At 43.2% G+C, this 23,537-nt stretch carries 16 protein-coding genes; all 16 read right to left on the bottom strand.

Annotation, left to right across the window (positions count from 1 at the left end; genetic code table 11):
- Positions 1-6 precede the first annotated feature (6 nt).
- Positions 7-465 (bottom strand): ribosome maturation factor RimP, encoded by a 459-nt coding sequence (locus AAIR98_RS05420; protein WP_423971186.1) that lies wholly within the window; start codon positions 463-465, stop codon positions 7-9.
- A 171-nt stretch (positions 466-636) separates the two neighbouring features.
- Positions 637-11,718 carry a trypsin-like peptidase domain-containing protein gene (locus AAIR98_RS05415; protein WP_423971185.1) on the bottom strand — a complete coding sequence of 3,694 codons (11,082 nt, stop codon included), beginning with the start codon at positions 11,716-11,718 and terminating at the stop codon, positions 637-639.
- 380 nt (positions 11,719-12,098) lie between these two features.
- Positions 12,099-13,163, bottom strand: a complete 1,065-nt coding sequence (locus AAIR98_RS05410; protein ID WP_423971184.1) for an ankyrin repeat domain-containing protein — start codon at positions 13,161-13,163, stop codon at positions 12,099-12,101.
- Positions 13,164-13,393: 230 nt separating this feature from the next.
- On the bottom strand, positions 13,394-14,056 hold the full coding sequence (gene rnc, locus AAIR98_RS05405) for a ribonuclease III (protein WP_423971183.1): 663 nt from the start codon (positions 14,054-14,056) through the stop codon (positions 13,394-13,396).
- A gap of 3 nt (positions 14,057-14,059) precedes the next feature.
- Complete coding sequence (gene acpP / locus AAIR98_RS05400) at positions 14,060-14,305, bottom strand: acyl carrier protein (protein WP_423971182.1); 246 nt, start codon at positions 14,303-14,305, stop codon at positions 14,060-14,062.
- Between the two features lie 13 nt (positions 14,306-14,318).
- A complete protein-coding gene (fabG, locus tag AAIR98_RS05395; RefSeq protein WP_423971181.1) occupies positions 14,319-15,065 on the bottom strand; it encodes a 3-oxoacyl-[acyl-carrier-protein] reductase in 747 nt (248 codons plus the stop codon).
- Positions 15,062-16,084, bottom strand: a complete 1,023-nt coding sequence (gene plsX, locus AAIR98_RS05390; RefSeq protein WP_423971180.1) for a phosphate acyltransferase PlsX — start codon at positions 16,082-16,084, stop codon at positions 15,062-15,064. Before plsX ends, fabG begins: the two co-directional genes overlap by 4 nt.
- An 8-nt stretch (positions 16,085-16,092) precedes the next feature.
- Entirely contained in the window at positions 16,093-16,299 is a 207-nt protein-coding gene (gene rpmF, locus AAIR98_RS05385; protein ID WP_423971179.1) for a 50S ribosomal protein L32, read from the bottom strand.
- 41 nt (positions 16,300-16,340) lie between these two features.
- Positions 16,341-16,820: a YceD family protein gene (locus tag AAIR98_RS05380; protein ID WP_423971178.1), complete on the bottom strand. Its 480-nt coding sequence runs from the start codon at positions 16,818-16,820 to the stop codon at positions 16,341-16,343.
- A gap of 127 nt (positions 16,821-16,947) precedes the next feature.
- Complete coding sequence (locus AAIR98_RS05375) at positions 16,948-17,673, bottom strand: hypothetical protein (protein ID WP_423971177.1); 726 nt, start codon at positions 17,671-17,673, stop codon at positions 16,948-16,950.
- A gap of 294 nt (positions 17,674-17,967) precedes the next feature.
- A complete protein-coding gene (locus AAIR98_RS05370) occupies positions 17,968-18,450 on the bottom strand; it encodes a hypothetical protein (protein ID WP_423971176.1) in 483 nt (160 codons plus the stop codon).
- Positions 18,451-18,596: 146 nt separating this feature from the next.
- The gene (locus AAIR98_RS05365) at positions 18,597-19,631 is read right to left on the bottom strand and encodes a hypothetical protein (protein ID WP_423971175.1); all 1,035 of its coding nucleotides are present in this window, start codon (positions 19,629-19,631) and stop codon (positions 18,597-18,599) included.
- A gap of 138 nt (positions 19,632-19,769) precedes the next feature.
- Entirely contained in the window at positions 19,770-20,585 is an 816-nt protein-coding gene (gene nadE / locus AAIR98_RS05360; RefSeq protein ID WP_423971174.1) for an NAD(+) synthase, read from the bottom strand.
- 183 nt (positions 20,586-20,768) lie between these two features.
- Complete coding sequence (gene tsf / locus AAIR98_RS05355; protein ID WP_423971173.1) at positions 20,769-21,602, bottom strand: translation elongation factor Ts; 834 nt, start codon at positions 21,600-21,602, stop codon at positions 20,769-20,771.
- Between the two features lie 57 nt (positions 21,603-21,659).
- On the bottom strand, positions 21,660-22,643 hold the full coding sequence (rpsB, locus tag AAIR98_RS05350) for a 30S ribosomal protein S2 (RefSeq protein WP_423971172.1): 984 nt from the start codon (positions 22,641-22,643) through the stop codon (positions 21,660-21,662).
- 180 nt (positions 22,644-22,823) lie between these two features.
- Positions 22,824-23,366, bottom strand: a complete 543-nt coding sequence (locus AAIR98_RS05345) for an LA_2272 family surface repeat-containing protein (protein ID WP_423971171.1) — start codon at positions 23,364-23,366, stop codon at positions 22,824-22,826.
- Positions 23,367-23,537 lie beyond the last annotated feature (171 nt).

Raw genomic sequence — 23,537 nt, 5'->3', positions numbered from 1 at the left:
TTTAAATTAAAACTCCAGCACAGGGTCTAAGTTTGCTTTTTTAATATCTTCGTATTTGAAGGTAAATTGCGTGGTGCCGTCGTCCAACACTATTTGCTTATCATCGGCCGAAGCTATAACGCCTGTAAAGTTGGCGCGGTTTTCTATGGGCGCCTTGGTCATTACCTTAGCGCGTTCACCTATAAACTTTTTAAAATGTTCAGGGCGTTTAAGCACGCGTTTAATACCGGGGGACGAAACCTCCAGTATATAAGCGCCGTCAATAATGTTTTCCATTTCCAGCACGCTGTCAATAAGGCGGGACGCTTTTTCACAATCGTCCAAATTAATGCCGCCCTCTTTGTCCACAAAAAACTGTAAGAGTTTTTTGCTGCCCTGGTTTTGTATGATTAAGTCAACCACTTCAAAGCCTGAGGCGGACACATGTTTGGCCACTACTTCTTCTATCTTGCTAATGTCTTTCATTTTACCTTCCTTAAGAGCATAAAACCAAGGCCACAATCATGACTTGGCATTATACTCTTGAAATTCTTAATAAAAGAGCGACTTGGAATGCCAAGTCGCTCTCAGTAAGAGTGTGTTTCTATGTATTTATTATAGCACAACGGCACCTTATAGTCAACCTGCAGAGGCGCATTAGTTGGCACCCGCTATAAGAGGGTCTGCCTTTTGCGCCGCCTTTTTGGCTATGCGCAGGTTTTTAAAGTATTTTTTATGTTTGGCGACAACCTTTTGCAGGGGTATCTCACGCACGGTGCCGTCCTCTAAGCTTATTTTAAAAACGCCTTTTGTGTCATTTTCCATATAATCAAGAAAAGTTTTAATGGTTTCAAGGTTTACGGCGTGGCTGTTGGTTTTATCGTTATAAGTACCGGCATGCATACCCACCAAATAACCTTTTTCGTCAACCAGCGACGCGCCGCAATACCCTACACTGCCGTTGGCCATAACGGGAGTGGTTACAACTCTGGAAGCGGTTTTACCAAGTACTGTGCGTAAAATGGCGCGGCCCTCAAAATCGTTGACTCTTACATATCCGTAAGAATAAAGTTCATCCCCCTCCTTAGGGTCTGTATCGGAGAGTTCTATAGGCGTAAAAGCGGCCTCAGCCTCCGGGCTGAGCGCTAAAATGGTAACATCGGGCGCACCGGGCAGCCAAAATCTGTTTTTACCTGCGGCTATTATTTGCGCGGCGTACTCGTTGCCATTACTATCCGCTATTTTTACAGTTTTACCTACGCGGTTGTCGCAGTGGGCTGTCATCAAACCGTAAATAGTGCCGTTATATTTAATAACAGTACCGCTAGCTCTTACAGGTTTGTAGAAGAAAGCCGAGGCGGCGTGCCTAGCGTTATCACCGTCAAGCATAAGAGACTTTTTGTCTGACTTTATAACAGGTCTGTTTTCTTTAGGAATTTTAAAAAATTTTCTATAGGCTTTTCTGGCAATCCTTTCAAGACGGTTTGAAACTCTAAGAGTAATGGTTTCGGGATGATTAAAAAAATCGTTAAAAAACAACTTCAAATAACCGTTATGATGGACATTGCGTAAGGCTATTTGAGGTACGGTAAAAGTTAACTTATTTGTAATAGCGTTACGCCCGTAGTTTATTTCCAGCACGTCGCCGGGTTGAATATCAAGAGTATTGGCCAGGTTCTCATAATCTAAAAGTTCTTTGTTCACAGTAACGACATAACTGTCCACTTCAGAATTTTCGCGGAACACTCTGGCTTGGTAAATGGTAAAGTCATAGGGTAAGTCTAAAATTTTTAAATTGTTAACCATTACGGGGTATGTTTCTTTAACGCCTGAAATAACCTCTTCAAGAAACTTCTCTATAATTTCCGCGCGGATAACATAACTTTGATCTTTTTCAAACTGTGTACCCGTATTAAGACCAACCACGCGGTATAGGCCGTTATCGTCATTATAAGAAGGATTTAGGGGGTCAAGCGCGAACGGCTTGGCGCTAAGCACAGGACCGCCGCAAAGGCCGCTTTTACCGCTTCTTACATGGCTGGTGGCAAACTGCATCGATTTTACATGCTCAACATTACGTTTTTCCACAACATAATTAGTTTTATCCGAAACCCCCACGGTAAAAACCTCGTCGCCCACCTCTATAGCGTCGGAAGAACCCAGAAGAAGCGGCTTAAATTGCTTTTCATCCTCTTTATTTAAAAACTTAACCAACGCCACGTTAGTGGAATAAGTGCCGCCAAAAGGTGTGTAGGCGCCGCTGCTTATAACGCCAACCTTATACTCTCTCCAATCAGTGTCATATACGTTAAAAATATTTCCTTTTGCCACGCCTATACGCGCGTTTGTAACGCCGTATACCTGCCCTTTATATTTAATAACATAGCCTGTGCCATATGTATGCCCAAAGGTAAAAACCGAGTCCCTGTAAAAGTGCGGATTGAAAGGTATTTGGCTTAATTCAACTACAAGTGTCTTTTTTACAAATTGGCTAAGACCTAATAATTTTAACACCAGGCCGCGTGTTGTGGCAGCAAGAACGGAGAGGTCTTTATATAAAGCCTTTGCTACGCTTATAAGCCCCTGCAGAGTAATGCCGTTATAATGCAAAGTATCGCCGCGCAGGCCCCTGCTAATGGCAAGCTCAATATCCTGCTTATAGCGGCCTACGGCGCCGTTATCTGAAATATGGTTCTCTTTTAGCCAGGCAAGGTCTTTAAGGCGCTGTTCAACATCAAATATAAGACTTTCAGCTTCCTCTGTACCGTCTTCATCTTTGTTAATTTTCATTGATTTAAAAAAGCGTGAGCCTAGAACCTCAGGCACTAAAAACGCCGCCGCGCCCACAAGCGCTACAGCTGGCACCACAAGCCCTGTGGTGACAGAATCAAACATTGTGGAAACCTGCCCCATTATGGGCGAGATTACCGCCCCGCCAAGAAGAGTAAGGCCTATTGTCTGCCCTACAAGGTTTCTTATTTGCATAGGATTACGGCTGAGAACGATGTTCTGCAATTGTGAGAAAAAGTTGGACGTGCCTATAACGTTAAGCACTATACCGGTAAGACCAAGCGGGGTAACACCCTCTGATATATACATACCAAGACCAAGGCCTGAGAATGTAATAGCCAAAAACACTACGTCTTCAGAAGATAACCAGCCTTTTAGCATCCATTTTTTAACGGTAGAGCGCACCATGATAGCGGGTAAATAACTGACCGAGGCAACCGTAACCAACGCCACATTATCTACGGAAAGAGACTGCTTAACAATCTCCGGCATCCATGAAAAAGCGGGGTGGTTAAAAAGCGTTTCATGGTTAAGCCCTTTAAAGAAGCCTCTTATTAAAGAACTTGCGCTGGAACGCGTGGCTATTTCTGAACCTGTAAAAAGGAAGCTGGCGGCAAACAGCCTTCTTACCAGCTTATTATTTTTAAGCAGAGCCCCCATTTCTTTAGCGCCGCCAAGACCTATACCCACAACGCTGTCTGCGGGTATAACACGGGCTATTTTTTTGCCTTCCAGAGACACCAGCTGCGCCAAACGCTCCTCACTTATAACGTTTCTAATATTAGACCTTTCCAGCATTACTATAGTAAGACCTGTAAGACCAAGGAATAAGAAATATGAAACAGTAAAATCTATACTGGAAACATACGGTAAATCTAAAGCGTTAAATAGCAAGTTACTGCCAAAGCTGAGCGCCACAGGTATGAGAAGGAACGCCACCGCGCCAAGCGAACGGTACAACTGCAACCCCGCCATACGGCTGCCGGAAACGTCGGCGTTTTCAGATATTTCGCGCACGAGTGAACTGCTTACGCCGCTGTTAAGCGTGCCGCCAAGGCCAAGCACAAACAGTGAGCCCGCCACAACGGCCTTTTTAATTAAAGTAGGTTCAAAACCCATTACCCCGCCGTAAGCCACCAGGCCAGACATAGCGGCGTAAGATGCGAACGTAAGGTATTGCCCAACCTTAAGTACCTTTACTTTGCCGTAACGCTCAACAAACGGGTTAACAAAAATTGAGAATAAAGCGGAAATATAACTGAAAAACGGTATCATCTGCGCCAGGTTTTCGGGCAGCATAAAAAGCCCTTTTAAAAAACCCAACACGCCGATAGACGGGTTAGAGGTATCGGCCGCGGCAAACTCTATGGGCAGTACTTTGTTATAGTTGGAACGGATACGCATTTGCATATCGCCGGTTTTATTAGGAGTGGTTGAAAACACTTTTGCCCAGTGTTTTATTTCCTCTTTGCGCAGCCTTATGTCAAAAGCCGGCACAACTCTGGTGGCGCCGTTATATTCCTGCACAACAAGGCTGCCGTCTTCTAAAAGTATAAGCTTTTGCGCAGCGGAAACTTCTATTTTATTATCTACAAGAAATTTGATATTGGGCAGAATATTATTTTCTGTTTTATAATAAACAGTTCTTTCCGTTCTGCCTATCTCTCTTCTGAACAAACGGCCGTTGTGGTAACCGTCACGGTCTATTTTAACTACAAAAGGCTCGTCAAATTTTTGGTTAGCTTCCAAAACGCTGTCAACTATTCTGAGTAAATTGCTACCGAATGTTTGTATGTAAAAATAACCCAAGGTATGGTTTTTCTTACCGTTTTTAATATATAGGTTAGAGTCTTTAGCGTCTATAACAAGACGTTCGTTTTCTTTTATTTTAATGCTGGTGGCCAGCGATACCTGTAAAGGCAGTCTTACTTCGCCAAAAGCCGTGTCTTGAAATACTTCGACATTATGTTTGTAGCCGTCTTCTTCATAATGGTGAGAAACATAGTTTTCGTCCTTCATGGCGGCTTGCGCCGGGGCGGTTATTTTGACGTCATCATATGTTTTGTTTAACGTGTCTACAATTATCCGGTTAATAGCTTGGGGCAGGTTGGCCTCTCTAAGCGCTCTTACAAGATTAACTGTCAAAAGCTCTTTAAATTTAGCGTTGCTATTTTTTCTTGTCTCACCTGTTAACATGGGTTTTATTGAGGCAAAAACCCCTTTAAAGCTATCTTTTTTATACTCAAAATACTGTTTAACCGCATTATCATAACCCGCTGAAATGGTGTTTTTAACAACGGCTTTTTCCGCGTCGGTAGCGGAATTTTTCATATTATAAAGCGCGGAAGATATTATCATCTCCGCCGCTTTATCCGCGCTTACGTTTTTAGAGGTTAAATCTATAAGCGCCTTACCCCCGCCCTTTGTAAAATATTTTGGAGTAAAGAAAAGGAATGAGAGGTTAAGAGTGTCGCCTTTGCCAAATTGGTTTTTAAATATTTTGGCAAGCGGCGCGCCAACATATTTTTTAACAGGCGCGGTTACAGGTCTTATAAAGCTGCCAAAAGCGGCTTGCAACTCGTCTTTTTTAATAAAAACACGTTCCACAAAGCGTAAAAATTTACCGGGTTCTTTTTCCTGGTGCAAAGCGCCGCTCTTAAGTTTTACGCCAAAATTCATAAGCATAAAAGCAAAGCCCACAGGCAGCACAAAAACAAAGCTTATGGAATCAAAAGTATACGCCAGCAAAGCGGAAGCCGTGGGAAATATTAGATTACCTACCGTACCGGAACCTAAAATACCAGATACCTTAGCCGCGGCGTTAGTTCTCTTTTCTCTTACATACCCCTCGGATGTATAGGCTATATTAGCCACGCCCCAACCGGTTGTTCCTATACCCACCGCTTTTACAATAATCTCCGGCAGAGTATCAAAAGAAAGCAGCGTATCGCCAATAGTCACATTTAAGTTATTTATTTCAGGTACAGGCAACAAAAGTCCTGCCAAAACTATGCTAAGCCCCAAAACAACAGTTTTGGAATCTTTAATAATAGTATTAGCTGTTTCAACGTCAGAACCTTTGCCTTTTTTAAATTCTCTTGTCAGTCTCTTTACAAACATGGGCAGCGAATATATTGCCGCAGTTATCCCCATAGCCAGGCCGGCGCTGGGTTTTCCCCCAAATACCAGTTCCATAGAGTTAATCATAATCCTGTTAAAAAACAAGCCTACCGTGCCCATAAGGCCCATATATGACACTGTTGTAAGCCAGCCGTTTCTTACCAAGCGGTCTCTGGTTAAAAGCTCCCACGATTTTATGCTCTCGCCCTTTTGGTCTGCAATTGTCTGATTTTCCTTAGCTTTAAAAACATTTAATGTTCTTATATTCGGCTTAAAACCGTTGTAAAAAATAGCGCCTAAAAATGTGAGTCCCGCGTACATAGGAAACAACATGCTCATATCCAAACCAAAAAATTGTTCCCCTATCAAAACGCTCCCATTGCCAATAATTATGCCAAACATCTGCTTAAACCATGATGTTCTGTCATAATTTGTTCTAAACTTGCCCTCGGTAGAACTTTCCTGCATTATAGGCCCGGAAGTAACGCTCACCATAGTGGCGCCCAAGCCGAGCGGCACCATTGAAATTAACAAAATATCAAGCATTTGCGGGGTTATAGTGCCAAGCCTGCCGTACATACCATTAAGCATAGGTATTGTCAAAGCACCTATTATTAAAGTAAATCCTAAATTGACTAAAACTTTTCTGCTGAAATGTGTTTTAGCAAGCCCGGCTATCGGAATAGAAAGAAATGTGGGCAGTAAATAACCCATAGCCTGTATAAGAGCGCCCTCAACCTCGCTTAGGCCAAGTGGTTTTACCGCCATACTGGCGACAGCCGTAGCAATACCGCTAAACCCGGCTATTACGGAAACACCGTACACTGGCCACAGTTTTTGCCCTATAAGCCCCACGCCTTCTTTAAGCTCATTAGCAAATGTTTTATTGGCTGATATTCTGCCGTTATCACTTACTATAAGGCTAGTGGTAAGTAAAACTTTTTCTCTGGTTTCACCGTTTTTTATTGTTTTTTGTACAAGAAAAGCCTTTTCCACCCCGTCGCGTTCATCAAACGCGTAGTTTATATAAATCTCGTCCCCGGCACTTTCGTTTATTTTTATGGGGGTTTTGGTTTTAAGGGTTATTACCCTTGTTTTATTTATAGACGGGGCTACTATTTCAATATTAGTAATATATTTGCCGCTGCCTAATACGGTGTTATCCTCTACCCACATTCTGCTGGAGTCTATTATCCCCGTTTCTTCCACGTTAATAACAATATTATCCGGGCTTTCCACCATCATTGTCGGCGTACCGTTTTTCTTAACTGTGGCAAGCAGCCTTTTCTTTTGGTTTCTGGTAAGAATATCGGCTGGCTTTAAAGATACTCTTCCTTCTGCCGCCTCCACAAAAGTTTTATTTAAAACTTTAGCCACTTCTCTTACAATAATATGCTTATTACTCTGTAAAATTACATTACTAATAGATATTTTGTTAATAAGAGATTCTATTATTAAATCCTGAACAGCGGGATCATTAAGAATGTTTGTATTAAGCGCTTGGCCCGGGTGCTCTTTGTTAAATTTAAGCACGGCCTGTTTTTCCACGGCTTTGGCTATTTTACGTAACGCTGCCCTCTCTCTGCCGGGTATGGCTAAATCATTCATAATATAAGAGGTAAAAGGCACGCCGGAAAATAGTAACGGGCCCTTTTTATTCCTATTTATATTATCCACTGCCTTGTCTGTTAGGGTGGAAAGCGACTTTAAGGTTTTTGCGTTACCCGCGGCAACAGGCGCGGCAAAAACCGCAGGGCCTATGGCTTGCAATATTGTTTCTTTACTCTGGGCAGGCAGCCTGCTGGAACGTATTATATTATCCAGTTCAGCTTCTACAATATTTTTAAATTCAGCGTTACCCGGCTCCGCTTCAATAGTTTTGCCTGTTTTTTGCACGTAGGCCGCCTCAGCGTTAGCGTAACCCACCTTTAATAGGGCGGCAACCATTTGTTTTTCAGTATCAGAAATGGCTGCGGCTACTGAAATTTGCTCTATTCTTTGCGCCATGGACAGTGGCGCGGCTTCATTTCTTGCGGGAAGTAAATTAACTATAAATGTTTTAAATTTCTTGAAAGAATTTATCAATATCTGCGGGTTAAGGCCGGAGTTTAGCGTATTTGCGGTTTGCTCTTGCGCGGGTGTACGGGTAAAAAACTTTACATATCCTTCTTGGTTAGAATTATGACTTGACGCGGTTGCGGTAGCGGGAGTTTCTTCTATAAAATTTATTGGAGTTGTTTTTTGCGCGGTTTGGTAGCCCGCTTTTATTAACGGGACTTGGCCGTCAGCTAACGCTACGTTGGTTTCTTCCCACGCGTAGTTTACCACCGGTCTGCCGCTGAGAGGTTTAATTGTTTCTGTTTCGTTAACCGCGTATGGGCGGGCTAGTGATAAATCTTCTTTCGGCATTACAACAGGCCTCGCGGCGGACGCGTAAAGTGCACTCGGGCGTGACATTACCGGCAGGTCTTGGTGTGATATTGTTGGCGCCATAGGTGTGGTTATTTGGGGGCGGGGGGTGGTGGGATTGGACGCTGTGGTCTGGTTTTTTACTTCTCTGGGTTGTACGCCCGTAAAGTAATTGTTGTTTAGGTGCGTTATCGCTTCTTGCCCCGATTGCGTGTATTGCTTTTGCCAAACGCCGCTTTCTTTATTTAATACCCAATGCTGGTTGTTACCCTCTATATCATTTATATAACCTTTGACAGCGCGCGTTTCGCCAACTGTCAGCATTCCTTCTCTGCCAGAGGCTTTCGCGTTTTGGTAAATTGCATCTATCGCCGCTACGCTGCGGGCAAGGCGCGTTTCTCTGGACACATTATATTGTTGGTCTACACTTCTTGTAAAACCGTCCGCCTTTGTTTTATTACTTAATCTTTGCGCTGCGTACCTTAGCCCCATCTTAGCGCCGTTGGCCAAGTTGCCCGCTAAATTATCCGCCTTTACTATCTGACCGCCTACTTCTTTGGCAAACGGGTTCATCGCTTTTAATAAATATTCAAAATCACTTATACCTTTATCTTCTTCCGCAGTTCGCCCTTGCATAGGCGTGCGGATGTCGCGCCCGATTATCCTCGGCGCGCCTAACGATAAGCCCGCGCTCGCCCCGGCGCTTACAGGTATATTTAATTTGCCCAACGCTTTGTTTATACCGCTGTTTTCCCCCACTAAACCATTTAACGTCTTGGCCGCCGAACTTACAGGACTTGCCGTTGTTACTTTTGTTACAGGCGCTGTTTTGCTTACACTGCCAACACCTCTTATCGCCGTGGGCGCGCCTGACTCCGACAATATGCTTGCTGAGGGCATACCACTCTTCATAGACTGCATTACCGAGAACTCCGCCGTCGCAGCCCCCTGCGTGCTTACAGCTTGACCCGCAGGCGTTATTAACGACGCCGCTACATACTTCTTGTTGCTCCCCTGCAAACCGTAGCCTATATTGTCTTTTAATATCTCTAAACTTAAACTTAACTCTCGGCTCCTATCAAGAAGGTTCTGGCGCCAGCCTGACGCCTCGCCATAACTCTTTCCTCCCAATATCCTGCGCTCTATAAAATTGTTTCCCGTCTCACTGCCCAACCTGCTAAACTTCTTCCCCTCCAAACCTTCCACGCTAACCTTATTCCCTCCCGATGCCAAGGTCTTACTTATATTTGGGTCTACCTTGCCTATCTTTTTACCGCTTATTTGGTTTAATTGCTGCTCCCTTGCCAACGACCTCTCTATACTTAACTTCTCGCCGGCCAGCTGCTTCGCCCGCGCGTCTACCTTCGCGCGGCCTATACTCGTCCTCAAATGCTCACGAGTTAAAATGTTCAACGGGTTCGCCGCGTTGTTCGCCTTAAACTGACTGCCGCTAAACGCCTTAAAATTACTACCACGCCCTGCTCTCGTCGCTTGCGATAAGTTCTTATACATCGCGTAATGCCTTAGGTTCTTTATACCGTTCGTTCCCTTCCTGCCCACCTGCGTCAAACGGTACATCTTTAAACCTATCTGTCCGCTCTGACGTACTAAACTTACACCCATTCGACCTATAAAAAATACCGCCAGCGCTACATCCGCGCTGCCCGCAAACGTCGTCATTATACCCGTCTGGCTTACCTCACTCCCCTTCCATAACTCACCCTCTCGATTAATTACCGCGTGCTTCGTTACGTTCTTCTTCAACGCAGCACTGCTCTCTGTCCTTAATAAATAATTGTATATCCTCTTATCCAACTTCCCCTCATCTACCTCGTTCATATCTCCAAAACTCGCGTTCATTATATGCGCCAATAACATCCCTCGCTGGCTTAACCCCGCCGCCGCTGCCTGTCCGCTAAACTCTATACCCAAATCTACCTTAACCTTCCCGCTTAACAAACCCTCCGCTATAAACGGCATCACTCCACTACAACCCACACTCCTCGCTCCCATATACGTCCTTACTCCACACGCCCCAACACTGTACTTAGACAATATTGACAAACTCTCCGCGCTGCCTTCCGCCAACAATACATCCACAACCTGCGTCCAAGCATTACCCATGCTCGTCCTGTCTATTGGGTACGCCGCATTCACACTCTTCTTCCCCAAATACTTCCCGTGACGGTCCTTCCACTCACGCGCATACGTGCTTAATAATAATAAATCATAATCCCCGCTAACCTGCTTCCTTTCCTCCCTCGTCGCGTATCCTACAACGGTGTCCAATTCACTATACGCCCCTAACGACAACAGCGTCCCCGCGCCTGCCATCAATAACGCGCCGCTTCCCGCAATATCCATACTGTTTATTAACAAACGCCTAACATCCCCACCGTCACTCCTGCTGCCCAACATCCCTATACCCATCACCGCGTACATCTCATCCACACAACCCGCCTCCAAACAATTACCCTTCGATACTTTACTCTTATACAAACTAAGTAATTCCCTTCGCTCTCCTACATCAAACATCCCCTCAACCGTCAACAATAACGGACTCACCCTCAATACATACTTGCCATACGTATTAGGCTCACGCCTCCATAAACCAAGCAACTCACTCTTCTTCTTCGATAGCTCTCGGTGCGTCTCCCTCAATAACCTCTCCTCTACCTTCCCCCACTCTGCCTTGTATTGCGCGTACCTAGACTTGCTGTCTACTCCCAATACTACCCCCAACTCACCATGCAATTCTTTGCTCCAGGCCGATATCTCACTAGTCTTGTATCCCTCATACAACGCCAGATCCGCCGCACTCATCCCCCTCAACGAGTACTCCCTCAACTCCCCAGCCAATATCCCCTCCTGCTCTCCTACCTTGCGCGATATCTCACCTAAATACTTTACCTCCAAATCCCTTCGCTCCTTATCAAACTCCTTCTTATAAGATTCATATCCCAACGGCCCAGATTCTACCCCTTCATTTAATCCAAAATATCCCTCTATTACCTCACTCAACTCGCGCCCGCGCTTATCCGATATACTCTCCACTACCTCCTCTGCCTTCTCTCCAGGCCCCATTGGTACATACACAACTGTAGTGTTATCTCGACGCAATACTATATCTTCATTCGCTTTTGCAGCCGCCTGTGATTTGATCTCTTCTATACTAAATGTTTTTAACTTGCTCAAATCATATTTTGATAAAGAGGCATTCGATAAATCTTCCCCCAAACTAGAAGAAGAACTTATAGGAGTGGTTGTTGATTTTTGGTTAGAATTGGAAACGGTGCCGGAACCTCTGTTTACCCTCTTGCTGGAAACCTGCGCGTATACGTCGGCAGGAAGCAAAGATGACAGTAAACTGGCTATGAGTGTTACGCTGATTATTTTAATTAAAGTTTGGCTGAGGTTCATTGTTGTCCTTTATATTAAATCAGTATATTTATATATTATATTTATACCGTCAGAAAAAACAGGGCCAAAAGACCTACGCGTAAGTAGGTCTTTTGGCCCATAAAAAACGTAAAAAAACACCCGCTATATAGCCGGTGTTTGAAATATTTTGAGGCAGCCTTGGTGTAAAAAAATGCGAATAAGCTGTTTTTCCTATACAATCCGGAAAATACTGCTTATAGTTGTGAGCGCACAATGTTACAAAGCGGGACATTTTCTCTCCACAAATTACACTAATAAAGCCAACGGCAGAGGCCTGCGTTGGGAAACTGCGGAACTGCTGAAAATTTGAAGTGAAACTTACTGCGGATAACCCTTAAACCCTTAAAAGTTATTAAACCTTACTTAGATATTTTATTTTTTTTGAAGACAGAAAGCAAATCTTTATAATTTCTCTTCTGAGCAATTTGATACGGGGTCACCCCTTCTTTTGTTTTTAAGGCCGGGTTTGCCTTAAGCAAAAGCAACTGGTTAACAGATTTAACCATATTATTAGCGCTGGCCCAGTAAAGCGCGGTTTCACCTTTTTTATTCTGCGCGTCTATATTGGCGCCTTTATCAAGCAAAAGCTCTACTACCTGCGGTTTTTTATACCTTGCCGCGCCTATTAACGCGGTGGAACCGTCCGACGCCGCTGCGTTAATATTTGCCCTGTAAGAAAGCAGCCACTGCACCATCTCCGCCTCGCCAAGGCTGGCCGCCATATAAAGCGGCGTAAAACCAGAGTTATTGGTAACATTTGGGCTGATACCGCTTTTGAGCATAGCCGTTACGCCCACAACGTTCTTTTTGGTTATAAAATAGAATAAATTATCAGTCTTAGCCCCGGCAATGGCGCCGCGCGCTATAAGGCGCTCCACTATAGAGTTGTTTTTGACTTCCGCGGCTAACAAGAGCGGCGTTCTGCCATAGTTATTGGTAGCGTTAACATCCGCGCCCGCTATGAGCAAAAGCTCCGTCATATACTCGTCATTTTTATTAATGGCTACCATAAGCGCGGTATCACCGGTGTAGGGGTTAGATTTATTGATGTCGGCGTTACGGCTGAGAAGCAGCTGCACAATATCAAGATTGCCGTAACCAACCGCAGCTATCATAAGAGTGTTGCCCTTAGCGTTGGTGGCGTTAATATCTTTGACCTCCGCCTTAAGACGGTCGTCAAAGGTTTCGTAATCATTTTCTTTAATTAAGGGGATAAGTTCGTTAATAATTTCCTGCTGGGATTTGAGAGAAACCTCTATAGTGCCGATGTTCTTTTTCTGAGGGTCTTTACCCTCGTTAATACCGCTAAAAGTGTAAGCCAAAACAAGAATTAGTGGAAGTGTGACAAAGAGCAGCGCAACAACAATCATGTTTTTGCGCAAAAAAACCGCTAGTTTTTCTAGTATATCTGAAATTTTACCCATATTTTACCTACTAGTATTTTAGCATTTTATAATGCAGATTGTAAGAGGGAAATAGAAAATACAGAGTAAAACATAGCCAGCTAAACAATAGCTTTTCACCCTTTAAAAATATAGCACCCTCACCTGCTTTTTTGCAGCCGCTTTGCGGCAAACAACGCAAAAAAACTTCCTCTCCCCTAAGAGGGAGAGGAAATATAATTAAAATATAAAATAAAGTCTCTTTAAGAAGGTTATTTTATACTTTCTAAAGCGGCTTTGGCGGCGGCTTGTTCGGCCAGTTTTTTGTTGGTACCTTTCCCCTTGCCAAGCACCTTTTTACCGGAACTGACTTCTACGGTAAAAACTTTTTCATGCTCAGGGCCTACCGTCTGGATAACTTCATATGAGGGAACTGTTTTATATTTTTTCTGCACCATTTCCTGCAAGGTGCTTTTATAGTCCGCCGTGACTTCAACCACGCTTTGCGTGACAACCCATGCGTCTATTATAGCTTTGGCGGCGTTGTAGCCGCCGTCTAAGTAAACGGCGCCTAACACGGCTTCCATAGCGTTTGAGAGTATGCTATCTCTGGTTCTACCGCCGGTGGAGGCCTCGCCCGCGCCAAGCAGCATGTATTTACCCAAATCAAGCTTACTTGCCCATAAATATAAATTATGGCGCGAAACTAAACCAGATTTAATTTTAGAAAGCACCCCCTCTTCCACGTCGGGGTAATTGGTGTAGATATAATCCGCCACCACGCTCCCAAGTACGCTGTCTCCAAGAAACTCCAGCCTTTCGTTATGCTTAACGGACTTTCGTTCACCTGTGTAAGACTTATGAGTGAGTGCTTCCTTAATTAATTCTTTATTAACAAACCTGTAACCTATTAGATTTTCAATATCGCCTAACACGGTTTATTTCTTTGCGTTTGCTTTAATGTGGTCGATAGCTTCGCCAACAGTTTTGATTTTTTCGGCTTTTTCGTCGGGAATTTCGATATCGAATTCTTCTTCTAAAGCCATAATAAGCTCAACTGTGTCTAAGGAATCTGCGCCAAGGTCATTGACAAACTGGGCTTCAGGTTTAACCTGGTCAGCTTCAACGCCTAACTGTTCCATAATAATATTTTTTACTCTTTCTTCAACATTTTCTACAGCCATTGTAGACCTCCGTTTATATATACAAACCACCATTTACTGCTAAAATCTGCCCCGTTATATAGGAAGCATCTTCGCTGGCCAAAAACAATATTGCTTTGGCGATATCATTTACATTTGCAAATCTCTTTAAAGGGATTGCCTCAAGCAAACTATCTTTTACTTCTTCTTTAAATTCACCCGTCATCTCCGTCATTACAAAGCCCGGCGCGACGGCGTTTACTCTTACGCCCCTGCTGGCAAACTCTTTGGCTAACGTTTTGGTTATGCCTATTAAGCCAGCCTTGGAAGCGCTGTAGTTTACTTGCCCGGCATTCCCGCTCTGCCCTACAATAGAGGTCAGATTAATGATACTCCCGCTGCGGGCCTTCATCATGTGCTTAAGCACAGCTTTGGACATAAAAAACGCGCCTTTCAAATTAACGTCGAGTACGGCGTCCCAGTCCTCTTCAGTCAGCCTAACGGCAAGGTTATCTCTAGTTATACCGGCATTGTTGACAAGTACGTCCACACTGCCCAGAAACTTAACTGCGTTATCAACAAATTTTAGTGTTTCTTCCACTATGCTTACGTTAACAACTTCCGCGTATACTTTTACGCCGTAAGACTCTAGTTTTTCTTTGGCCGGAGCAAGTGACTTTTCAGACGTGGCGCATATTGCAACATTGGCGCCCTTAGCGGCAAACATTTCTGCCGTGCCCAGCCCGATACCCCTGCTGGCGCCTGTTATGATAACATTTTTTCCTTTCATTGTATCTGTCATTTTGCTTCCAGTTTGTCAAAAATCTCTTTGTATTCGGCTATATGGTGCTTAATAGCGTCCACATATCTGCTGTCTACCAGCTTTTTAGCGGCTTTAAGCGCGTTGAAAATAGCCGTCTCGCTCGATTTACCGTGTGAAACCATGGCTACCCCATCTATACCAAGCAGCGGCGCACCGCCGGCTGTGTCAGGGTCGGTAATTTTTTTGACGGAGGCGAAAGCGCCTTTTGAAAGTAACGCGCCGGCCATGGCAAGCGGGTTCTTTTTAATTTCCATCTTAATCATTGTAAATAATGCCTTGGCCAAACCTTCTTCTAATTTAAGAACTATATTGCCGGTAAAACCGTCCGTCACTACAACATCCGTAGTGCCAAAGGGGATATCCCTCCCCTCAACATTGCCAAAAAAGTTTAAGCCCAAATTTTTCAAATAAGGAAATGTAGCTTTTACAAGCTCATTACCTTTACCCTCTTCTTCCCCTATGGAAAGAAGCCCTACCTTGGGGTTTTTAGCGCCCCAAATTTTGTGCGTGTAAATAGAGCCCATTACCGCGAACTGCATTAAATGCTGCGGTTTACACTCTGTATTGGCGCCCGCGTCCAACAGTAAACAAAAACCTTTTACCGTGGGTAACGGCGCGCCTATAGCCGGGCGCAAAACGCCGTCTATACGGCCCATTTTCATAAGCGCGGCTACCATTGTAGCGCCGGAGTTGCCGGCTGATACAAAGGCGTCCGCCTTTTTTTCTTTAACCAGGCCCGCAGCCACTACTACGCTTGCGTGCTTTTTGGCGCGCACTTCTTTGGCCGGGTCCGCGTCCATATCAATAATATCTGGCGCGTGCTCTACTGTAAGACCTTTTAAATCAGAAAGGCCCAAGACGGACAGTTTTTCTTTAAGAACCGCTTCGTCCCCTACGAGAACCACGTCACAACCAAGTTCACGTACGGCACGGGCTGCGCCTAAAATATTAGGCTCGGCTCCAAAGTCTCCACCTGCGGCGTCTAGGGCTATTCTCATAAAAACTCTTATTTTTCTTCAGCTTTGTCTGCTTTCTTAGCGACGGCTACGACAACTTTGTCCTTGTAAAAACCACAAGCAGGGCAAATGTTGTGCGGAAGTCTCTTAGAGCCGCAATTTGAGCATGAAACTAACTGAGCTACTTCAAGCTTGGAATTCTGGCTCCTTCTAAGATCTCTTCTTGAACGAGTATGTTTTCTCTTTGGATTAGGCATTTTTACAACTCCTTAATAATTAACTAAATCAATTAAATAAATTATTTCTTGTCCTTTAATACGGCAAACGGTGAGTAAGATTCTTTCACACATTTACAAGGCTCTGTATTTTTGTTTTTACCGCACATATCGCACAGACCCTTACAGGTATCCTTACAAACAAATGTAATATTTTCTGTAAGCGCCAGTGTTTGGACAACTTGATACATTATATCAATTATTTCTAACTTAGTGCTATATGTTTCAATAAATTCATCGTGAAAACCGGTGTCAAAAAACTCTAAACATCTGCCGCACTGCAGGTGCAACGTACCATCCACCTCGCCCTGCACAAGTATCTCTTTTTGGTTGAGTGAAAAGCTAAGTTTAACTGTGGCCGAGGTTATATAGTTAGGCTCGTTTAAAATATTTTCAAAGTCTTTAGGCGCAAGTTTAACAGTGCACTTAAGGCCCTTCATTCTTACTATATCTATAGTTCTAAAAATTAAATCTGAGGGCACATCATAATCAATATATTTCATATTTATATTTTACTATTTTTTAAGTTAACTTAACATAACAAAAACCAAACAACTATTAAATAAAAACACGTTTGTCCGCCTAACAAAAGATATGTCCCGCGCCATTATGGCGCGGGACGCTATAAAATTAGTCCAGCTGGCCGTTTGCCGCGGCACGGTATTCTTTATATGTTCTAAAAATGGCCTGGGCTGTCTTATCATAGGCTCTGCTGGTTTTAAATAAATACTGCCTTACAGGCAAGGTATAGTCTTCTTCTGCAAGTTTGCAGCAGGTTTTTTCGTTATCATAATACCAGTTGGCAAGTTCTTTTTTAACGGCTTTGTCAGTAATGGAATCAGAAAAAACTATTTCTTTTATTTTGCTATTGTATAAAACCCAGAACCCCTCGTAAGCCTGGCTAAGATTAAGCTTTACGGCTTCCATATTCTCGTCCTGCGCTTTATAATCAGCTTTGGGCATAAGCATTTGCAATTTATTTAAACTTATATTATAAACAGTATAGGCCCGGGCAAAGGCGTTAAGCGATTTTGTTTCCACCATCACTTTAAGCTGCGCTTTAGCGTCTTTAATGTTGGCGGAGCAAGAATTTAAATTTGCCTGATTTTCCGCAAAAGAGGTTTGGCAAAGCGCCGCGATAGAATTGAGAGACACGTCAAGATTTTTTACATACTCACGAGCGGCGCCGATATAACCCTGGTATATTTTAGCATACGGCCCGCTTAGCTCAACCGTTTTTACCGCCGCGTTCTGCGCCACAGCGCTGACTTTTTTATTAAAACTGGTATTTATCCCGCCATGGGCAACCGCGCCCGCAACTAAACTTACCACAAACAACAACCCTATTTTTTTCATAATATCCTCTAATAATCTCATTTTAAACAAAGATAAAGAAGCTTCCGGCATTTGCCTGAGCTTTGGTATGATAATCAACTATTTATATTTTTTGTTTCACAAAAATAAAAAAGTCTTTTCACTGCGTTCAAAACAACTGACTTTTTTATCTTATTAATACAGCCGTCCGGTTGGGCGGCTTTTGGGTAGTTTGAAGCAGTTACTGCAGCCGCTGTAAAAACAAAAACCCTTAATAATCTTTTTCATATCTTTTATCTGTATATATTTTACTATTTATGAGGATAAAATTCAAAATTATTTGGCGGCGGCTTCCAACGCGTCCAGGTATGAGTTTACCCTTTGGGCAATTTTATCGTAATTTTCTTGGTGGACTGAAGTTTTAAATACGTCGCGCATATTTTTACTATACCCGCCGTTAAAAATCTTTTTAAATTTTGACACGCTGTCCAGCACTGTGTCCGCATCCGGGTTAGAGCGCATATTGGTAAGCAGCTGCTTAAGCATTTGTGTTTCCGTCTCAAGTATTTTACCTGTGTTGGAATATCTGTCATAGGTAAGAGAATAGCTTACGCGGGCGTCTAAAAGCGGAAACTCCTCCTCCAACTTTTTAAAAAATTCTTGATCCTTGGCGGAAAGTTTTTTAATTTGTTTTTGGGCGTTTTTTTGTTTTTGTTTATAGTTTTTAATTTTTTCCAAAACAACAGTATCAAAATTATTAGAGGAAAACGCCGGTACTGCTAAAAAAGTAATAGTTAAAATTAATAAAATCTTTTTCATATTCACATCCTTAAGCAAGTTATATATAAATTTTAATAAATACCCCACCGGGGGCGAAAGGGCCAAAAGACCTATTTTTAGTGTGGGCCCCATAATCTAAAAAACACCCCTTACAATGTGTAAGGGGTGTTTAGTTGGGGTTAAACTTATATCTTGGACGGCTGTAAATATTTGCTTACTGTTTTTTTGGCGGTTTCGGCGTTAATATCCGTTTCCGCAGCAAAAACTTGTTTCGTTTCTATGCGGTTTATACCATATTTGCCCGCTTTTACTTCTTTATCAAAGGCCCTTAACTCTGTTAAAAACATTCTTATAACAGGGTAAGAAGACGCGTTTTCTTTATTTATAAATTCCATTTTAGGGTATATCTGCGCGAATTTATAAACCATTATAACATCGCCGTATTTGGCGTTTAAATCTATAAAATCTTCCACGTCGATAATCATCTGTCTTACATATTTACCGTATTTCGCGTCTCTGCTTAAATCAAGCACAGCGTAAATATTTTCTTCGTTGCCCAAAATTCTTATAGGTTCATTTTTTAAAAGTTCCATTCTTCTGTCGAAGGTTGTGTCAGGCAGTAAAAATTCCGGCAGACTCTTAAATGAACTGCAAAATAAAAAAATGATAGTTGACCCCAATATTACAATACTACCAGCGCTAATAGCGCCCATACCAATTCTGCCCATCCACACGCCGGCGCCAAGATCTGCCCACATTGCAAGATAGAGCCCAGAAACCATCAATCCGCAAGCAGCCGTAAAAAACGCTGGGTACCCATCTTTTATATGCCTAACAACATCTGTTCTAAAGCTTTTCACATCATTAACAGCTTGAGCGATTTCTTTAGTAGTGGGCATGGCTGAAGCTGTTTTTACAGCCGCGCTGTCCGTTAGAAAAACAGCTACCTTACCGGCCAGAGTATCGTTTGCGGCCCAAGCAAAAGCTTCTTCTTCAGAAACACCTGTATCTTGGTAGCTTTTCGCGCGACTTTCTACTAGTTTTAAATCATTATCTTTTTTCTCAGCATAAGTATTATACTTTTGCTTAATAGCGCCCATGCGTTGGCGCATATTTTCTATTTCCTGCTTGTTCGGCATGTTATTATTGCCAACGGCATAAACGGCGGAAGTGTTAAACAGCATTAAAGCGCTTAAAAACAATGTTAGAATTTTGTTCATTATATCCCTCTCAACTGAAAACTATTTTTAAAGTTTAAAAATTTTACTGCCGCATGTAAAGGGCCAAAAGACCTATTTTATGTATAGGCCCAAATAAATTGCCCCCGCTTTGCGGGGGCCGTGTAAAAGAAACACAAGTTATAAATCAACCGGACAGGCCTGCGACAATTTTAATTGCGGCGCGCATTGCAGCGTTTTAAACAGGTTTTTATTATATCTGTCTTCAACATATTTTACCGTTTTAACGCTTATTTTAAGACGTTTGGCTATATCGGCGGGCTTCATATTTTTATCAAGATACAGGTGCAATATTTTATCTAAAATTGCGTAGGGCACCAGGTCGTCCTCATCCTTTTGGCCGTGCGCCAGCTCGGCGGTAGGCGGGCGGGTTATGGTACCAAGCGGGATAAGTTCTTTATCTTTATTTATATAAGCGGCAACTTTATAAACCATTTCTTTATAAAGGCCGGCTATAGGGGCGTAAGCGCCGCAGGAGTCTCCGTATAAAGTATAGTAACCGGTGGCAATCTCGCTTCGGTTGCCGGTGGCAAGCACCACGCCGCCAACCTCGCTGGACACGGCCATAAGTACGTTGGCACGCACACGGGGCTGAATATTTTGCACGGTTAAAGGTTTTAATTTTTTTGCGCCGCCAAGTTCTTTTACTATAGAATTAAAAGCATCGTCTATTTTTACTATGCGAAAATGTATATTTAAATTTTTGGCTAATTTTTTGGCTAAGGTTATACTTTCCTTAGAAGTATATTTTGTGGGCAAAGATACGCCGTATACATTTTTATTGCCAAAAACTTTTACAGCCACTGCCGCCACAACAGCGCAATCAATGCCGCCGCTTAGGCCTATTACGGCGCGCTTAACACCGTTTTGCTTGGCCCATTTTTTAAGGCCGTCCACTAACTCTTTATAAACATGCGCTTCTGTATAGTTTGTCATAATCCTCTCTCCCATCACACATATAAATTTTACAAAATTATTAGTAGGCGCTTTCAATAATAATACCCCCGCGCCGTGAGGCGCGGGGGTATATTAGTTAAGTCTTTTCAACTTGCCGTACGTCTTAACATTCTGCTATCGGCTGCCGTATAAAGTTTACAAGGCAAACCTGAGCAGCAAGCGTTAGAAACGAACGAAGCGGACGATTTTGAGGTTGAAGCCCAAATCTTTGGAACAATCCGCCAGATACTGTCTTACAGTTACTTTGTTGTCTTTAATTGTGCCTTGTTCAAGTAAGCAGTTGTCTTTGGCAAACTTTTTGATTTTGCCGGGCATCATTTTTTCAATAGAAGCTTCGTCTTTGCCTTCTTTAAGCGCAAGTTCTTTGTAAATTTCTGTTTCCTTTTCAATAACATCGGCAGGAACTTCAGATTCATCTAACCACATTGACTGCATGCCTACCGCGTGCATAGCAAGGCCGCGGGCAATTTCTTTAACTTTGTCGGAATTGCAGCAAGCGCCTTCGCCATCACAGGTAACTTCAATCATAGCGGCTTTTTTATTGTCAGAATGTACGTAGGTTTCAATTACGCCGCATTTACCGGAAACTTCCCAGTTATACGCGCCTTTGAGTGAAACGTTTTCGCCAAGTTTAGGGGCTACTTCGGCAATTATGTCTTTAATTTTCTGGTCTTCGTCATAGTTAAGACCGGGGTTATTTAAAACATATTCGCAAACGTCCTGGGCCAACTTTTTAAAGTCGTCCGTGCGGGCGACAAAGTCTGTTTCGCAGCCCAAAAAGGACATAGCGTAGTTTTTACCGTTATTTTTTACAACTACCTGCCCTTCTTTGGTTTCTCTGCCGGCTCTTTTGGCCATGCCTGCTAAACCTTTTTTGCGCAGTTCAGTTACGGCCGCGTCAATGTCGCCGTTGCAGGCGGCAAGAGCGTTCTTGCAGTCCATAAGACCGGCGCCTGTTTTTTCTCTTAAATTCTTAATATCTTCTGCTAATGACATGGTTCTCTCCTAAGATTGCCCGCGGCGCTATTAATTAACGCCGCGGCGCAGTCTAAATTAGTCTTCTTTTTTGGCTTTTGTTGGTTTTTTAACTGCGGGTTTCTTTTTGGTAGAAACAGCTTCTTTTTTGGCTTTCTTTTCTTCTCTGCCGTGAAGCTTTTCTTCGGACTCAACGTCCTCGTCACCTTCAGCTAATATTTCTTCAACAACTTCCACTGTTTTAGCGTCTTCCGCCGGGTTGTCAGCGGGTACTTCAGCGTTAAAAGCCTGTTCTAAAGCTGTAGGCATAGCCGGGGCAGCGGGTGCTGCTTCTACTGCGGCTACAACTTCTTCCTGTGTGGGCTGAACGGGGCCTTGCGCTTCTGTGCGGCCTTCAATGATAGAGTCTGCCACTGCGGCGCAGAACAATTTGATTGAGCGGGCTGCGTCGTCGTTACCCGGGATAGGGTAGTCTATCGGGTCAGGGTCGGCGTTTGTATCGCAAACCGCGACTACGGGTATGTTTAAAATTTTTGATTCTTTTACCGCGCCTTGTGTGTCAACGGGGTCGATAACAAAAACTACGTCCGGTAAAGATTTCATGTCTCTTATACCGCCCAGAAGTGTTTGTAAGCGCACCATTTCTTTGCCTAAGCGTGAGGCTTCTTTTTTAGAAATAGCTTTGAATACGCCTTCTTTTTCCCATTTTTCAAGTTCGTTAAGGCGTTCTACTGATTTTTTAACGGTTTGAAAGTTTGTTAATGTACCGCCTAACCATTTTTCACTTATTACGTAAGCGCCGCATCTTTCAGCTTCTGATTTGATAGCTTCCTGCGCTTGTTTTTTTGTGCCGACAAAAAGGAATCTTGCGCCTTTTTTGGCTTCGTCTTTAATAAATGCTGTGGCTTTTTTAAGTTCTTTTGCGGTTTTCTGTAAGTCTAAGATATGTACGCCGTTTCTTTCACCAAAAATATAGTGCCCCATTTTAGGGTTCCAGCGGCTTGTCTGGTGGCCAAAGTGCACACCGGCTTCAAGCATAGCCTTCATTGATACATTGCTCATTTTATCCTCGCAAGTCTTTGCATAAATTTGGGTTGCCCCATGGCGCAAAGTACTTGGGCAAAAAATAACTGCGCATTGAAATTTACTGACAGTTTCGCGCAGTCAAATTCTTGCTTACTAATATTATAGCATAAAAAACGCCGCCCCGTACCGTGTACGGGGCGGCGTTAAAACCATTGTTTAGAAGCGTCCGTTTACAAATACCATTATGGGTAAAAAGCCGTTTTCCGCAATGTTGAGAAAACCAAGCTGCACACCCTGGCCGATTGTTCTGGCATAGTTGACAAAGCCAAGCTGAAGGCCTGTCATGTTTTCCGCGTAGTTGGCAAAGCCAAGCTGCACGCCTTTTACGCTGTCAACCCAGTTTACCGCGGCAAACTGTATACCTGTAAAAGAACCTGTGTAGTTAACAAAACCAAACTCTACACCGGCGCCGTCATCAACCATGTTTAAAAGTGATGTTTGTAAACCTGTAAAATCACCGGCTTGGCTGATAATCCAGCCCCCCTGCCAGCCTACCATAGTCTGTGATTTCGCCCAGATTAAGTCAAACTGAATACCTTTTGTTTCAGCGTTATTACCGCCGATACCAAGTTCTAACCCGTGTACTGTTCTGTCAGAGGGAACAGCTATACCGTCCCAAAGAGAAAGTTTTACCGGTGTTACCGCCATAGCGGGAACCGTAACGGCAAATAAAGCAACTGCTAATAATAATTTTTTCATTTTCCCCTCCTAGTTAATACTACGAAATAATTGTATCAAATATATTTTACTTGGACATATTATTTTTAGGTTAGAAAATACCCAAATAAGGTCATGTTGAGGAGGTGCGTCAACGCACTGACGTGAACATCTACTGCGTTAAAACTACTGTAATTTTTATAAGGTAGATCC

Source organism: Elusimicrobium simillimum, from assembly GCF_049639735.1.
Taxonomy (GTDB): Bacteria; Elusimicrobiota; Elusimicrobia; order Elusimicrobiales; family Elusimicrobiaceae; genus Elusimicrobium; species Elusimicrobium simillimum.
This window is presented reverse-complemented; position numbering and strand designations above follow the sequence as displayed.